Raw genomic sequence first — 15898 nt, 5'->3', positions numbered from 1 at the left:
GAAAAATTCGTTAGCTCCTAAAAAATATCCATATTGAATGAAAGCATCTAAAGGAGGCCTGTATGAAGACAATTATCTATATGGTTAGGCATGCAGAATCACCATACAATGAAGGAAATGAAAGAACAAGAGGGCTTACCCCAAAAGGAAAGATTGATATTGAAAAAGTAACGAAATTACTTATAGGTGAAGGAATAGACATAATTATATCAAGTCCTTATACTCGAGCAATTCTTAGTGTTGAGGGATTGGCCGCGCACTTAAAGTTAGATATTAAAGTATATGAAGATCTTAGAGAACGTCATTTTGCATCTTATATGATTGAAAATGCAGAGTTAATGTCTAGTATCAGAGAGAGTTTTAAAGACCCTGATTATACGATGCAGGGTGGAGAGTCTAATGCTGATTGTCAAAAAAGAGCAATCTCAGTTCTAGAACCCATATTAAAAGAGCACAGAGGGAAGACAATAGCAATCGGAACTCATGGTCTTGTAATGACTTTGATGATGAATCATTTTGATCCAGCTTTTGGTTTGGAGTTTTTGAATCATTTAAAGAAACCAGATGTATACAAAATGCAATTCGAGAACTTAGAATTAGAAGAAGTAACAAGAATGTGGAATGATTAGATTTTATAAGGTTTATCGAAGCCGGGATTCGCAAGGATTCAGCGGGTATTAAGTCTGTGCCGAAGAGACTTCGGTCCCCGGATAAGCATAAGTGGATATGAAGTTGATTTACATATTACTGCATCAATGATACGGTTATCGGTTCGAGAAAATGGTACAGTTGAAAAAATGATCAGTTTTATCAAAGCTTGACGGCTGTTACTTAGGGATGTGATCTTAAGGGATATGATGATGTAACAACATTTGAAGATGAACGGGATTAAAATAGCACTAAAAGCAGGCCCAGAAGAATATTTATTGAAGTCGCCATCAATCCAAAACATGGCTCAACCAATTAGAACGTTAAAAGAGGCTCAAAGGTATGGCTGCTGATGTATAAACAACGATCATGGAACCAGGCAGAGAAACACTAAGGAGGGTTCATATGAAAGCTGTGATTTGCACCAATTACGGACCGCCAGAAGTGCTACAGATGAAAGAGATGGAAAAGCCTAAACCGAAAGACCATGAGGTTTTAATTAAAGTTTATGCAGCCACTGCACATATTGGCGATACCCGTATTCGAAGAGCTGATCCATTCTTGGTGAGACTTGTATTCGGCATGCTCAAGCCAAGGAAAAATTTAATACTTGGCCTGGAAATATCCGGTGTGATTGAGTCGGTAGGAAAAAACGTACAAACCTTTAAGGAAGGAGACAAGGTTTTTGGGCTTACAGGGTTTCGTGGAGGTTATGCCGAATACATTTGTTTACCTGAAAAAGTGAAAAGCGGAACCGGCGAAAAAAAAGGAATGGTTGCAATAAAGCCCAACCATTTATCCTACGAAGAAGCTGCAGTCGTTCCATCCGGAGCACTTACAGCTTTGAAAAATTTGCAAAAAGCAAAAATCAGACCAGGTCAGAAAATATTGATCAATGGAGCATCCGGCAGCCTTGGGACGTATGCGATTCAACTTGCGAGATACTATGGAGCAGAAGTCACAGCGGTGTGCAGTAAAAGTAATTTTGGATTGGTAGAATCAATAGGAGCGGATAAAGTAATCGATTATACCGAAGAAGATTTTACGCAATCAGAAACGAAATACGATATCGTTTATGATGCTGTAATAAAAGCCCAACCCTCAAAATGCCAAAAAATCCTAACACCAAATGGTGTTTTTCTAAACAACAGTCGACTTCCGAAAATGGAAGAAGCCGATTTACTCTTCCTCAAAGAGTTGATCGAGGAAAACAAACTAAAACCGATCATCGATCGAACCTATGCTTTGGATGAAATTGTGGAGGCCCACCGATATGTGGATACTGGGCGTAAGAAAGGCAATGTGGCAATAACGGTCAGATAGAATGAAGGATGTATATAGAAATCAGCTTTACGCTGAGGCCATGTTTTAGGGAAAAGATGCTTGAAGATCGGCTGCGGAAACGGTCAATCCCTGCGGTATCACGGGGAGCGTAAAGCCGCTGTTCTATGGGGATGGATCATATGCAGCATGAAGGGCAGCAGGCGCAGTTCTACATGCTGCCGCTGGGAGAAGAAGCCGCTGCCATGTAGGTGCAGCGGCAGATTAGGGCAGGAGAGCTATGGATATGGATGATTTTACTAAGAAGCGGATTCAAAAGATTATGGATAATTACACCCAAAATGCAGTACCCGAGCACGTGAAAAGTCAGATGAAGGTTAATTATAAAATCAGAGGAAATCATGTGACGTTGATTGAAGAAAGACAAGCCTTTCGAAGCGAGCAATGGGTAGAGATGCCGGTAGCACAGTTTAGATTAGATGAGAAGGCATGGAAAATCTATTGGCAGGACAGTAAGGGCAGATGGCATTTTATTGATGATATTGAACCGAATGAAGATTTTGAAACACAGCTAAAGATCGTGGACGAAGGTCACAACGGAATGTTCTGGGGTTAACCGAAATATAGAGGAATGGACGAGTAAGAAATATACGGAATGATGAAGAGATTCATTGATACATTATAGACAGAATGCCGGTAAACGTACTGCCAATCTTATAGATAAGGGTGATTCATATGAAGCAAGGACTCATTGTATTTTTGAACGGTACGTCAAGTTCGGGAAAGACGAGTATCGCGGTGGAAATGAAAAAGCAGGGAGACATTCCGTTACATCATTTGTCTGTAGATCAATTTTTCCAAAATTATGACCAGTTTATTGACAATACATATCCAGATATGAAACCAACAAGAGAATTAGAAGCGAATGTGATGACAGATATCCTTTTCGATCCGATTGTCTCATTGTACTATTCAACCATTAAACTGTTTTCGGAGATGGGTTTGAATGTCATCGTGGATACGGTCATCACCAATGACAAGTGGTTTAACGGTTTTTATGATTTGCTTTCAGATTATCCGATAATGTTTGTAGGCGTACATTGCTCCAAAGAAGAGCTCACCAGAAGAGAGCAGAGCAGGGGAGATCGCGCAATTGGACTTGCTCATTCCCAATTCGACTATATATACTCCTATGATGAATATGATCTGGAAGTGAATTCGGAAGAACTAAGTTCAGCAGCATGTGCGGATAAAATATTAGATTATATGAAGTCTGGTCAGGAATACTCGGCATTTAAAAAGTTAAGCAGAAAAGAGGTTAAAACTTCGTAATAGAATTGAATTCCAGACCAAGGCTGGTAAGCTGGCATTTTGATGATGAGGTGAGATCGGATCAACCGGGAGAATGGAATTGGATAGAGATCACAATTGTTTTCACAGACGGTTCCAGAAGGTGGAGCATCTTATATACACCAGAACGTCTACTAAATAACTTGTCACGACCGGACATTGACCCACCAGGTCTTCATATGCAGCAGCTGATTGTTGTTAGAAGCTATGATGTGAATGACATTGAGAGAGTCCTAAACGTTTTTGATGAGGAAGATGAATTGATCGAGGCCTCAAGGGAATATCCAGAGTAGCTTCGAAATGATGAGTTCTATATCAGATGTGTTAATACATGTTTCACGTTTCGAAAAGAAGAAGGGAAGGTTGTCTGATTCTCTATGGAATAGAGAAGGGCCTTCCTTTTTTTGTACAGGTTGAAATGGCTACAGAGGGGAGGCAACGTTATGAATTCAGAAGATCATATCCAACACATGCTACAGGTGATCATTGAAAAAACGCAATCTATCATGAACGATAGTCATAAGCAATCCTTCGGCTCTTTGGAATATCTCTTGGAGCACATTATAGAGTATCGGGATGAACGTCAATACACGTCAAACGAGTGGCATATCCGTACACCGCGCTGGTTTGGGGAGTATGGGAATACGCCGGAGGAAGAAGAGCTTCTTTCAGACATCTACCGACTGCAAGCGTATATTGCTGAAAATGTAAAGGGCGGATAAGCGGCACATGATGTCGCATTAGTCCGGCTGAAATGTCGCAAAAGTACATGGTAACGCGATGCGGAGATCGTTTATACTCTCCTTATGTTTCGATAATGAAAATCATTATCAGTATTATGCATAAGGGGGATTCATCATGAATCAAGGAACAAAGGGGCAAGCGGCTGGAAGCAAGGTCTATGCTGCCTACAAATCACGATTATTAACGGGCTTGATGCTGGCCCTGATTCTTGTCCTGACGGCTTGCGGTGCCGGAGCAGGTACAGATAGCGGCAAGCCGTCTGCGGCAACGCCAGCAGAGACACCTGCGAATGAAGAAACCCAGACTGCCGGAGCTTACCCTGTTACGATCAAACATATGAAGGGTGAGCTTACGCTAAACGAAAAACCAAAGAAAATTGCGGTGCTTGATGTTAAGTTTCTGGATCAAATGTTAGCTGTTGGTGAGAAGCCGGCGGGCAGTGTTATCGCTGAAGGCAACACCACATTTCCAGAATACTTAGGCGATCAGTTGGGGGAGGTACAGGTTCTGGGTACACGGGACGAGCCCAATCTGGAAGCAATTGTAGCCTTGGACCCGGATCTGATTATCATGACGGATTTCCAGGAGAAGCAGTATGAGAATGTAAGCAAAATTGCACCTACCCTCGTACTCGACTTCTACGAGGATTGGCGCGATACGTTAGCCACGGTCGCTAAGATTACAGACAAGCAGGACGAGGCAGAGACGGTACGTAAAGCGTATGAGGACAAAGTCGCTGGTCTGAAGACAAAGCTGTCAGAGAAAATGGGAGATGAAACGGTAGCGCTGATTCGTCCGAGAAAAGAAGGCATTCGTGTTCATGGGATCGAGCATCGCACGGGCGGCATTCTGTATCAGGATTTGGGCTTAAACATGCCTGAACTCGTTAAGGAAATCAAGGACGATACCTCCGTTGAAATCTCGATGGAGAAGGTTCCTGAGATCGGGGCAGATCGTTATTTTGTGCTGTCGGATGAGCTGTTTGCGGCAGAGGCAGAGGCTATGGTGAGTAATCCAGTATGGACGTCCCTTGATGCTGTTAAAAATAACCGCACGTATGACGTAAACTCAACACTTTGGATTGCATACTACGGACCTCTTGCGATTAATCTTATTGTAGATCAGGCATCGGAAGCCCTGCTGGGAACGAATTAATATGGATCAGTATCTCTCGACAGACTTATGGAAAGAGTCAGTGAAAGATCATTCGATCTTGCTCGGTGAGCCGCCTGAACATAGTGTCCGTACCATTGCTCTAAGTGAGCTGCATGACGAAGCGGCATGCCGAGAGTACATCAGTTGGTTACAAGAGTATATCAATGCGCCTGACATGAAGGTAGCCGCTTCGATGTTAGCCAAGCGGATTGGCTTTCTATGGACAGCGCCGCTAGTGACCGCGATGACTTTTCATCATCGGCATGTTTCTTTTCAGCTGGAGAACAGCTTCCTCTATCATCCGACGCTCTCAGCTAATGAGGGCGGTACACGATTTCCTTTTCTAGCGGTGAACGGGCTTCAGGCAGAAGCACTGACAGGAGACAGGGAACTGTGGCGGGAAAAGGTGGTAGAGGAGATGTTTGCGGTACAGCTTACACCGCTGTTAAAGACACTTGCTGCGATTGCGCCTCTTTCGATGAGTATTCTCTGGGAGAATATCATGGTACGCATTGGCCCGCTGTATACGTCTGATGCAGACGATGCTGGGCAGGAAAGCCAGCACATCCAACATGATTTTTCATATCTGACGCAAGGTGCGCCAGGGCAGGTGTTCGGTGTAAAACGTAATCCGTTTACCCGATTTACAGAAACCAAGAACAACGTTCCTGTTGTGAAGAGCAAACGCATCACGTGTTGTCTTTACTATCAGATGTCCGGGGAATATTGCAGAAAATGTCCGAAAATTGACAATGAGAATGAATCTCAATTAAAATGACAGCAGCAACAACCTTACCTTTGCTATTGTCAGGAGATGAGAGAAATGCCGCTGCAAGAACAGACAAGTCTATGGAGTAATACGACGATCAAGATGCTTGACGTGCATAGCGGTACGTTGCAGCCAGGCAGTAGTCTTAGCAAAACCGAATTAACATCAAATCTGTTGCTACTGGCAGGCGGCGGAGAAGGGGAGCTTGCAATGAATGGTGAGGTTTGCCACATTGGAGCTTCTTCTTTTGCTGTTCATGTGATAGAGGGATCCTCCTTTACACTGACAGCCACCTTAGACAACATGGATTATATCTTGATCATGTATAAGGCAGTCTCCATGGAAGGAGTCTCCCTTGTTTTGCCCTCGCACCGCAATCACCCGCTGCGTACTTCGTTTGTTGAGCACCCGGGAACTCAGGCGGAATGGGTTCAAATGGCTGAGAAAATTGCAGCGAAATGGAGTAGGGGCGAAGGGCTGGAACGTTTTCACGCCAATGCACTGCTGCAGGGGATGCTCTACGAACTCATTATGGAGTATGAACGTGGTCAGGGCGGGACAGCATCAGACATGGTGGATGTTGTCGCTGCGTATATAGCGGGGCATTATCGCCAGAATCTGGAGCTGAAACAGCTGGCCGCACTTGCGGGATGCAGCGTAAGACAGCTGCAGCGACGGTTCAAACAAGAGAAGCAGCTCGGACCGATGGAGTACGTCATCCAGCTGCGGATGGAGAGTGCATCGCGGATGCTGCGTCATACGGATGCTCCCATCGGCGAAATTGCTGACAGAATGGGCTATCGTGATATGTATTATTTCAGCAGGGCGTTTAAGAAATATCATGGAGTACCTCCGCAGTTCTATAGACAAACTGCTGCTTCGAGAGCCAGCGCTCTCTCTGTGTATTCCTTGCCGCAGAACCGCATGGCATCTTGGTATGAGTCGTCACATGGCCCCGTAATTTGCCATATGCGAGGTCAATATAATGTCACCACATCTCCAAGGCGTATCGCCGTACTTGATGTTCAATACGCGGATCATTTGCTCGCGCTTGGGATGCCCCCGGCAGGAAGTGTAGGAGCGGGAAGTGCGGCGTTCCATTTCCCTCAATATATTCGGGCAAGACTTCAGAATACCGAATTGCTCGGAACGTATGAGTACCCCGATCTGCCAGCGGTGGAACGACTGTCTCCGGATCTGATTATATGTACCGAGGTGCATGAACCACATTATGAACGGTTAATCCGGATCGCTCCAGTTCTCATGTTTAAGCGCAATGAGAGCTGGCAGACCATTCTGAGCCTGTTCGGTGAACTGACAGGCAAGCGAGCGGAGGCCAAGCGGATACTTGCGGATTATCATCGACGAACTGCATTGCTGTCAGAAGAACTTGCTCCAGTACTGGCAGGCAAGAGCGTGGCATTGATTCGTCCGTTTGAGTCCATGGTACGGGTACATACAGCCTCTCACCGTACAGGTGCTGTGCTGTATCGCGACCTGGGTCTGCCTGCTCCGTTATTTGTAGCCGATCCTTCCGACACGGCTTATCATATTTCAGTCGATAGACTACCGGCTGTACATGCCAGCCACTACTTTTTGCTTAGCAGTGAAATGATGCAGGAGGGAATGTCAGCGACAGAGCAAAGTGTCTGGGGGATGCTGGATACGAATGAGCGACAGCATATATACTCGGTAGATGCCGCGACATGGATTGGTTGTTATGGACCCACAGGCATCAATGGCATTATCGATCAGATCGCTCAGGCTTTGTTGGCTTGAGAGGTGGTTTATTTTTGAGGAGAAGCATCCAGTTATTTGCGAGCTGTCCTGTAAGTGGTAAAAAAATAGGTACAGCTCCATCATCAAAAATATAAAACAAAAGAAACCGTTCCTTGTAAAATGGAAGTGTGCGCAACCACATACCAAAGGGACGGTTTCTTTGTACATTCAACATACCTAGGTGAGCCGGATCAGCAGACACATCGGTCTATGTTGGGGATGTCACGAATGACCGAACGTTATATGATCGGGGTTATGTTAAAATAAAGAAGGTAGGACCAATACTAAAAGCTGGAGGTTAGATACATGAAGTGGGAAGAAGTTAGAGAACTGTTCCCTGACCAATATGTTCTGGTTTCCATCATTGATTATCATGAGGAAGACAACAAAAAAATAGTTGATGAAGTTGCACCCATTCGCACTGTATCAGAAAAAGATGCGAATAAAGAGTTTTTTCAGGTAGAGCCCGGGAACATCGTGTATCATACTTCGAATCAAGACTTTGTGATCCACCTCCGCAGAGATCCATTAATGAGAGTGAGACGTAATACGAATGAAAATGAACTATGATGGTCAGTTAATTACAACGTCACTTGCCGTTACGTATAGAGGAAAAACACTGAAAATAGATGATGTAATTATAGATACAGGTTCATCACATAAGATCATTAGTCCTGATGTTTTAGAGGAGATTGGCGTGACCTACGAAGCAGGGGATTCCATATATGAAGCATACGGAATTGGAGGGAGTAATCCTTTCTACACCAAAATTATGGATAGCATTGAAATAGGCACAGACAGCATTCAGAATATAGAGATAGATGTAGGCATATTACCTAAAGATCAAAGGGCTGCTCGGATTGGATATTTTAAAACAACAAAATTTTATTATTGACTTAAAGAGATTAGAACTACATAAATAATTTTTAAAATGGATTGGCGATTTGCTATTGAACTTGCTGTGCTCATCTTTACTTTTATATATCATAACTGTCCGAAAGCATCGGAAGGTCATCTGATTCCCTATTGGGGATGAAGAGATCCTTCCTTTTTTTATTTCTCAGAATTTCGGAGAAAACATAACTATGCAAATAAGGGAGAGTTTCCGATGAATGAACATGCTAAATATGAAGAGAAGATTACTATAACGAAAGGTTCCACAGACTCACTGCACATTCGCATCCCATACAACCCAGCATATATTCAGCGCATTTGCCAGATTACGGGAAGAAAGTGGGAATCCAAACTGAAAGTATGGATCATTCCCTACACTATCGCTGCTGTTCAGGAGTTCATGAATCAGTTCGATCCAAATGATGTTCAGATTACCCCGGAGTTATGGGTTGAGAACGAAGATCTACAGCAATGGAAAGCTAGTAGAGGAAACAACAAGTCATGGAGCAAAGAACAGTTGCAGAAGGCGCTAAAGTTACGAGGATACAGCCGCAAAACGATTAAAGCGTATTGTAATCAGGTCGAACGTTTTCTGAGTAGCTTTCCACTTAAAAGTACGGATGTGACTAAATCCAATGTTCAGACGTATTGTTTAGGTTTGCTTGAGCGAGGGATCTCTCATTCAAGTGTGAATCAGACGATTAGCGCGCTCCGCTTCTATTGCAAACATGTGCTCCTTCAACCTACGGATATCCAGTATATTCGTCCCAAGAAGCAGACCAAGCTTCCACAAGTGCTGTCCGAAAAGGAAGTTGCTCAATTACTCAAATCCGTAACCAACCCTAAACATAAGGCCATATTGTTTCTGACCTATTCTTCCGGGCTTCGTGTAGGCGAAGTTGTGCGTCTGCGTTGCAGCGATCTGGATATTGAAAGAAAAACAATCATCGTGAGACAGGGGAAGGGGCACAAGGATCGGAGGACGCTTCTTTCAAATCTCGCCTGGGATATGGTGCAGAAATACATAGCTGAATATAGACCCAATCGTTGGCTGTTTCCGGGGCAATCTTCTGAACGACATCTTACCGAGCGGAGCGTGCAGAAGGTGTTTGAAGAAGCAAGGCGACGTGCAGGAATTGAGAAAAAGGTAAGTATTCATGCTCTGAGACACTCCTTCGCCACTCATTTGCTGGAAAACGGGACAGATCTACGATACATTCAGGAGCTACTCGGTCATACGAGTGCACGAACAACTCAGCGTTATACGCATGTTAGCACGAAAAATATCCAGCGTATTCAAAGCCCGTTGGATCGGATGGATTTGGGGGATTGAGGGCTACTCTAAGTCTCCCTTTATCTCCAACCTTTTCTACGCAAATGTAACATTTTGGGTTATCATAGACGTAGTTCAGATAATGTACAGGATGTGTGGTATTCACGAAGTACATAAATTAGATGTTAGGTGAAATTCGAAGTGATGAGTTGGAGGCAGTCACATGGAAGCAGTTAAAAAAATTGAAAAGATAGAAATGGATTTAAAGGAAAAGATAAAAAATATTAGACCTAAATTTGTGAAAACACGTCGAAAAGCTAGAATATGGAAGGTATTCATTATTTCATTAGGTATTTTTACAACTATTATATTAGGAATAAAAGATATATCTTGGGGAAGCACTGTAGGATTTATTTTGTCTGCTCTTCTTACCGGGGTTACTGCGATTGAAAGCTTATATAACCACGCTTCTAAATCTGTTCAAGAACACGAATACTACGTTAAATTAACAGATTTGAAACAAGATATAGAATTTTATAAACAAGGCAAAGAATTAGAAGATTATCAGTTGTCGGATGTTAAGGCTTTTTTTGAAGAATTCAAGAAAATAAGAACTGAATTTCATAATTTTCGAGTTGAAACTGTAAAAGTATCTTATGAGAATAACAATTCTAAATCAAATTGAGAGGATTTCAATGAACTTCACCTAACATAATATTCAAGCAGCGGCTCCGATAGAGCCTTGGTCTGCTGGATGGATTTCGAAGAGGGATTACAGCAGACAACCCCTACGGGGTTCATGAATACAGGAACGTTATCCGAAACCGCCAAAGCCTTAATATGAATGATTAAGAGCAGAGTGCATAAAAAGATATGGAGAAGAAAATATTTAATAGATCAAAGCTTTTAAGATGTAAATTATGGTGATATGGGAGAATCTATCGTGATCATTGAAATTGATGGTTACTACATACAGTGTGTATTGGCTAGTGACCGGGATGTTAGTCACCAAGAACTATCGGAAAGCTATGTAAAAGCAAAAGAAAGGTGTTCTACAACAAAAGACATACCAATGAAATTAAAAGAATATTTAAACCTTAAAGAAGTACAACAGACCGAAAGTCTTGAAATAGATTATGTGATAGACACGGATACAGATCGGATTTATAAACCCGTTAAATAAAAGAAAGAGTAGTTAATTAAGAAAAGTATGATTTGTTATAATACTCAAAGAAGTCAGCAGCATCGGATAACATAATATTCAAGCAGCGGCTCCTTTGGAGCCTTGGTCTGCGAGGTGGATTTCGAAGAGGCATTTCAGCAGACAACCCCTTCGGGATTCATGAATACAGGAACGCTATAGGAAATCAGCGCAAATCAATAAAAATAAAGGATGTAATTAAATGCTTGATTACATATGGATTGATGACGAAACATCAATATTAAATCAGGTCAAAGGTCAATATAAATACGCTTTAATCATTACTAATCCTTTTATTCAAATGCCGCAAGGCTGGTACAACAATAAAAAAATTAGTGGCCTTGAATATACATACCCAACAAATGAGGAAATAATTGAGTATGGTAAACCTGTTTTGTGGAGTCAAATATTAAAGCTAACTGAACTTGAAGATTTAAGAAGTTTAGCTTTAGCGATGAAAACATACATATCAGCATTAAATAAATTCTATGCAAGGTCTGATTTAATGGAGAAACTTAAACTAGGGTTGCAAGAAGACGTATATTTGCCTAACGAAGATAAGATCTCTCAGTTCTTAATTCCAACAATAATTGAAGTGTTTAAATCAAGGGGAATTACAAAAATTCAATACTCAGAGCCGATATTTGATACAAGTGGCGAAATACTAATAGATGATATTACAATTCAAAACTTTTATGAAATGGCACCTTCAGAAATTATTGTAACAGACGAAACTAATGATACAGCATTTTTAAGTGTTTATGATTCATTTATTACACTCATGTTAACCAATGATATAAACACGAAGGAAACAATTCTTAGTGCAGGTTGGGAAGCGATTGAATGTAATGAAGATACAATGATTAATTGGTATCTTAAGTAAATAAACTTCGATATGTAGATGATTCAAAGAAGTCACTGACATCCTATAACATAGTATCTACGCTGGGGCTACGCCCTTGGTTCGCAAGAAGTAATAGCAGAGAAGTGGAATCAGCTCACAACCCTGCGAGGCTAAGTCCGTCGGACCCAGTCACTACGCTCCTTTAAGCCTCTCGGGTTCGCAGATACAGAGACGTTATATGCAATCGACAAATCATACAGGAGTGATAGAAACATGGAGGAATTAAAAACATTCGAGGAATTAGTAGAGAACGATAAAACATATCTCTCTAACCTACTATTCGGAAACGGCTTTTCCATTAACTTTGGTAGTAGATTTATGTATAGCAATCTTTTTGAAGAAGCAAAAGAACTATTTATAGATGAAGACATTAATTTGTTTGGAGAATTAAATACGACAAACTTTGAGCATGCTCTTCGTGTTTTAGGTACTTCAATCAATACCAACAAAATATTTAATATAGATTTTGTAAGTGTTGCAGAGAGCTATGAGAGAATCAAAAGTGCATTAATAGAAACAGTACGAAAAGTACATCCTGAGCCGCATGAACTTACTATAGATCAAGATAATGATCTTAAAACAACATTTAGGCTTTTTCAAGAGAAGGTCTTTACCACGAATTATGATTTATTAGCCTATTGGGCATTGAATAAAGTTAATAAAGTTAGAGCAGTAGGAGACAGCTTTGGGTATGACAAAGACTCTGAAATGATAATTTTTGGTGCTGGACCAGGAGTCTCGTCAGATAAAAATCCAGTAAGACTTTATTACCTTCATGGATCACTACATTTATATATGGATAAAGGGGAAATTATCAAAATAACTACTAAACGAAATCCAGTTGGAAGAACTGATCTACCTCTACTAGATACAATTACGGAAACGTACGAGTCGGGATACTTTCCTTTATACATATCAGAAGGCAGTTGGAAGCAAAAGTTGAATAAGATTTTAAACAACAAATATTTAAGCTTTTGCTATCGAGCATTAATGAAAACGTCTAAAGCTTTAACGATATACGGACAGTCTCTTGATAAAGAGAGTGACAAACATATAATTGATGCGATCAAAAAATCGGATATTCAAAAAATTGCTTACGGTATATATGATGTGAGTAATAAAGAACGGATTATTCATGAGGTAATAGGACATTTTCAAGGCACCTCAATTCAGGTGGGATTTTTTGACGCGAGGAGTTTTTTTGAATCATTAAAGAATATTGAAATGGAAGAATTATTTGAGTAGCTCTTTGAAGTGTCGACAACATATAACATAATATTCACGTTGCGGCTCCTGTGGAGCCTTAGTCTGCTGGATGAATTTCGAAGAGGAATTTCAGCAGACAACCCCTTCGGGGTTCATGAATACAGGAACGTTATGTGAAATGCCACAATACAAATGAGGAGGGGTTCAGAATGTCTTATAACATTGATGTTTTTTCAAGACAAATGCCAGTTATAAGAGACTTTCTTTATTACTACATCAGCTATAAAGAACTTCATTTATTAAGTAGCAAGGCAGGTACATATAAATCATTTGTTGACTACACAATCAATGCCCATTATCTTCAATCCTTAAACCATTGGTTTATGGTTTTTGGCAGTGATACAAGTAATCCGACACATTGGAAACACATTGGATTAAATAATGAGGATAGAAATGAAATTATTAACAAAGCAAAAATGGATTCAACTACATGGAAAGAATACTGGCAGAAGGTAACTAAATTTCGTAATAGTTATTCTGCACATAGGGATCTAAATTACTTGGAACCTGTTCCTAATCTGGATAAAGCATATGACCTTGCGCTTGTTTACGATGAATGGATAAGAGATTTTATCAGTCCAGATATTTTAGAGGATCCACTACTTATAGATTTAGTATCTGAATACAGAGTAGTGACTAAAGAATTCATAAAGAAGACAGAGAATATATTGTAGAGAATTTAAGAAGCATAGCACGTCACATAACATAATATTCACGCTGTGGACATTCGTTCTAGGTCCGGCATTCGCTAGACACCCAGCATACGCTGAGTCGTGAATACAGGAACGTTAGGCGAAATTACTTTATAAGGAATGATAAAATGCTATTTCTTAAACTTACAAATGAAGAACTCAGAATAATATGTAAGCAACAAATTGAAATATTTGAATTTTGGACTAGAAGGCTTATCCATGAAATTTTCATGAAACATTTTGGTGCTAATTATATTAACTATATGTACTCCGATGGAAATTATCTGTTCAAGAAGTCTATACGGGAAGAAGTTACAAGTAGAATACAGAGTAGACCAGGAAGATATAGTAGAATAGTTGATGCATTATTACTAGAGGACATTGTAAATATTATATGTAACCCCAAATTTTATAAAACTTTTTTTAAGGATCCGCTTCAAGAGGCTTATCCCGATGGACTTGAGGAAGCACGAACATTTTTAAACAGACTAGCCCCGACTAGAAATAATTTATCTCATGCTAATCCAATATCCATTAGAAACGCTGAACAGGTGGTTTGTTATATTAATGACGTAATTGACTCGTTAAAGAACTATTATTTAAGGGAGAACATAGGGATGGATTATAATGTGCCTCAGATTATTAAAGCTTCCGATTCTTTAGGAAACGAAAAATATAGGAATGACTTAATTTCATCAAGCACTGGGGTCATTTGGGATTTACAGGGTGAAATAAAAAATTATCTAAGACCTGGTGATACTTATCGACTTGAAATAGAAATTGATCCTACTTTCGATGCTAAAGATTATACAATTACATGGAGTGTTATGGGTAATATAAATCAAGAGTATAATAACATGTCTTCTTTAATCATACATATTTCGGAAGAGAATGTTAGTTATAACTTTATGATCTCATGCAAAATTGTTTCCAATAAAGTTTGGCATAAGCACCAAAATTATGATGACAAATTAGATGTTATGTTGAGGATTCTTCCGCCAATATGAACCTGGGCCGGACACTTAGCATTCGCTAGGTCGTGAATGCAGGAATGTTTGCCAAAAGAAAACCTTAGTTTAGGAGGAGTCTATATGATACTAGAAAAAGTTATAAATAGAATTGAAATACAAAGTGAATATAAGGATATTGTTGATAAGTATATAGATCAGATCCTTACCGAATTTAAAGGTAAGATTCATAGCATTTATATGTGTGGCTCGATTCCCAAAGGAACGGCTAAACCTTTTAAGTCAGATGCGGACTTTACTATTGTCTGTGTAAATCCCAAAGATATTGATTACGAAAGATTGACAAATATTAAAGACAGGCTTTTGAAAGAATATCCAATAGTCACTAAGATTGATACGATCATTTGCTCAATTGAAGATGTATTAAATAAACCGAATGAGTGGGGTTTTTGGGTTAAGATCATCTGTGTTTGCCTATATGGTGATGACATTGGTGAAAAAGTACCACCGATCATTATTTCTCCAGATTTCATTCTAGACTTAAATACAGAGACCAAGGAAGAAGTAGATCGTGTACGACGTTCACTTTCTACTGCTAGTGATCACACGCTGAAAACTAGATATATTAAAGGGTATTCGAAGAGATTAATTCGTGCATTATACTCTTTGGTAATAGTAGATACAGGTGTATGGCAAGATGACATTATTGAGATGAAGAATGCCATAATAAAGTATTGCGAGATTGACTCCGCTTTAGTTGAGTATCTGTATGCTTGTTACTTGGATAGTGATGTACTTGTTGAAGAGTTTCTGGGAATTGCAGATGAAGTCTATAGCTATTTTGAAAACGCTCTAAATGCAATGAGAAAATCATAAAGCAGTTTTCAAATTGCGTTATCGATACGGCTCGATACCCGACTCAGCATCTTAGTGGACTAAGCCGAGTATGCAATAAATTTCATAGTTGGCCAGGG

General features: G+C 40.3%; 20 protein-coding genes. All 20 read left to right on the top strand.

Annotation, left to right across the window (positions count from 1 at the left end; genetic code table 11):
* Window positions 1-62: 62 nt before the first annotated feature.
* The gene (locus tag AB3N00_RS10825) at window positions 63-629 is read left to right on the top strand and encodes a histidine phosphatase family protein (RefSeq protein WP_413034534.1); all 567 of its coding nucleotides are present in this window, start codon (window positions 63-65) and stop codon (window positions 627-629) included.
* A gap of 424 nt (window positions 630-1053) precedes the next feature.
* On the top strand, window positions 1054-1971 hold the full coding sequence (locus AB3N00_RS10820) for an NAD(P)-dependent alcohol dehydrogenase (protein ID WP_413034533.1): 918 nt from the start codon (window positions 1054-1056) through the stop codon (window positions 1969-1971).
* A gap of 60 nt (window positions 1972-2031) precedes the next feature.
* Complete coding sequence (locus AB3N00_RS10815; RefSeq protein WP_413034532.1) at window positions 2032-2223, top strand: hypothetical protein; 192 nt, start codon at window positions 2032-2034, stop codon at window positions 2221-2223.
* A complete protein-coding gene (locus AB3N00_RS10810; RefSeq protein WP_413034531.1) occupies window positions 2216-2545 on the top strand; it encodes a DUF3024 domain-containing protein in 330 nt (109 codons plus the stop codon). Before AB3N00_RS10815 ends, AB3N00_RS10810 begins: the two co-directional genes overlap by 8 nt.
* Window positions 2546-2664: 119 nt before the next feature.
* On the top strand, window positions 2665-3261 hold the full coding sequence (locus tag AB3N00_RS10805; RefSeq protein WP_413034530.1) for a chloramphenicol phosphotransferase CPT family protein: 597 nt from the start codon (window positions 2665-2667) through the stop codon (window positions 3259-3261).
* A gap of 5 nt (window positions 3262-3266) precedes the next feature.
* Window positions 3267-3572, top strand: a complete 306-nt coding sequence (locus AB3N00_RS10800) for a hypothetical protein (protein ID WP_413034529.1) — start codon at window positions 3267-3269, stop codon at window positions 3570-3572.
* A 150-nt stretch (window positions 3573-3722) separates the two neighbouring features.
* Window positions 3723-4001 (top strand): hypothetical protein, encoded by a 279-nt coding sequence (locus AB3N00_RS10795; RefSeq protein WP_413034528.1) that lies wholly within the window; start codon window positions 3723-3725, stop codon window positions 3999-4001.
* 136 nt (window positions 4002-4137) lie between these two features.
* On the top strand, window positions 4138-5178 hold the full coding sequence (locus AB3N00_RS10790; protein WP_413034527.1) for an ABC transporter substrate-binding protein: 1041 nt from the start codon (window positions 4138-4140) through the stop codon (window positions 5176-5178).
* A 1-nt stretch (window position 5179) separates the two neighbouring features.
* Window positions 5180-5956 (top strand): (2Fe-2S)-binding protein, encoded by a 777-nt coding sequence (locus AB3N00_RS10785; RefSeq protein WP_413034526.1) that lies wholly within the window; start codon window positions 5180-5182, stop codon window positions 5954-5956.
* 45 nt (window positions 5957-6001) lie between these two features.
* Window positions 6002-7726, top strand: a complete 1725-nt coding sequence (locus AB3N00_RS10780) for a helix-turn-helix domain-containing protein (protein ID WP_413034525.1) — start codon at window positions 6002-6004, stop codon at window positions 7724-7726.
* Between the two features lie 306 nt (window positions 7727-8032).
* Window positions 8033-8296, top strand: a complete 264-nt coding sequence (locus tag AB3N00_RS10775; RefSeq protein WP_413034524.1) for a hypothetical protein — start codon at window positions 8033-8035, stop codon at window positions 8294-8296.
* Window positions 8286-8621, top strand: coding sequence for a retropepsin-like aspartic protease (locus AB3N00_RS10770; protein WP_413034523.1), 336 nt, complete (start codon window positions 8286-8288; stop codon window positions 8619-8621). The genes AB3N00_RS10775 and AB3N00_RS10770 overlap by 11 nt, the downstream gene beginning before the upstream one ends.
* A 213-nt stretch (window positions 8622-8834) precedes the next feature.
* The gene (gene xerA, locus AB3N00_RS10765) at window positions 8835-9953 is read left to right on the top strand and encodes a site-specific tyrosine recombinase/integron integrase (protein ID WP_413034522.1); all 1119 of its coding nucleotides are present in this window, start codon (window positions 8835-8837) and stop codon (window positions 9951-9953) included.
* A 163-nt stretch (window positions 9954-10116) separates the two neighbouring features.
* Window positions 10117-10578: an SLATT domain-containing protein gene (locus AB3N00_RS10760; protein ID WP_413034521.1), complete on the top strand. Its 462-nt coding sequence runs from the start codon at window positions 10117-10119 to the stop codon at window positions 10576-10578.
* 258 nt (window positions 10579-10836) lie between these two features.
* Window positions 10837-11076: a hypothetical protein gene (locus AB3N00_RS10755; protein ID WP_413034520.1), complete on the top strand. Its 240-nt coding sequence runs from the start codon at window positions 10837-10839 to the stop codon at window positions 11074-11076.
* A gap of 220 nt (window positions 11077-11296) precedes the next feature.
* Entirely contained in the window at window positions 11297-11977 is a 681-nt protein-coding gene (locus AB3N00_RS10750) for a DUF2711 family protein (protein ID WP_413034519.1), read from the top strand.
* A gap of 234 nt (window positions 11978-12211) precedes the next feature.
* Complete coding sequence (locus tag AB3N00_RS10745; RefSeq protein WP_413034518.1) at window positions 12212-13243, top strand: DUF4917 family protein; 1032 nt, start codon at window positions 12212-12214, stop codon at window positions 13241-13243.
* A 170-nt stretch (window positions 13244-13413) separates the two neighbouring features.
* Entirely contained in the window at window positions 13414-13938 is a 525-nt protein-coding gene (locus AB3N00_RS10740) for a hypothetical protein (protein WP_413034517.1), read from the top strand.
* 146 nt (window positions 13939-14084) lie between these two features.
* A complete protein-coding gene (locus tag AB3N00_RS10735; protein WP_413034516.1) occupies window positions 14085-14963 on the top strand; it encodes a hypothetical protein in 879 nt (292 codons plus the stop codon).
* An 84-nt stretch (window positions 14964-15047) separates the two neighbouring features.
* Window positions 15048-15800, top strand: coding sequence for a nucleotidyltransferase domain-containing protein (locus AB3N00_RS10730; protein ID WP_413034515.1), 753 nt, complete (start codon window positions 15048-15050; stop codon window positions 15798-15800).
* Window positions 15801-15898 lie beyond the last annotated feature (98 nt).

Origin of the sequence: Paenibacillus xylanilyticus (genome assembly GCF_047246825.1) — a bacterium.
In the GTDB taxonomy this organism is placed as follows: Bacteria; Bacillota; Bacilli; order Paenibacillales; family Paenibacillaceae; genus Paenibacillus; species Paenibacillus xylanilyticus_B.
This window is presented reverse-complemented; position numbering and strand designations above follow the sequence as displayed.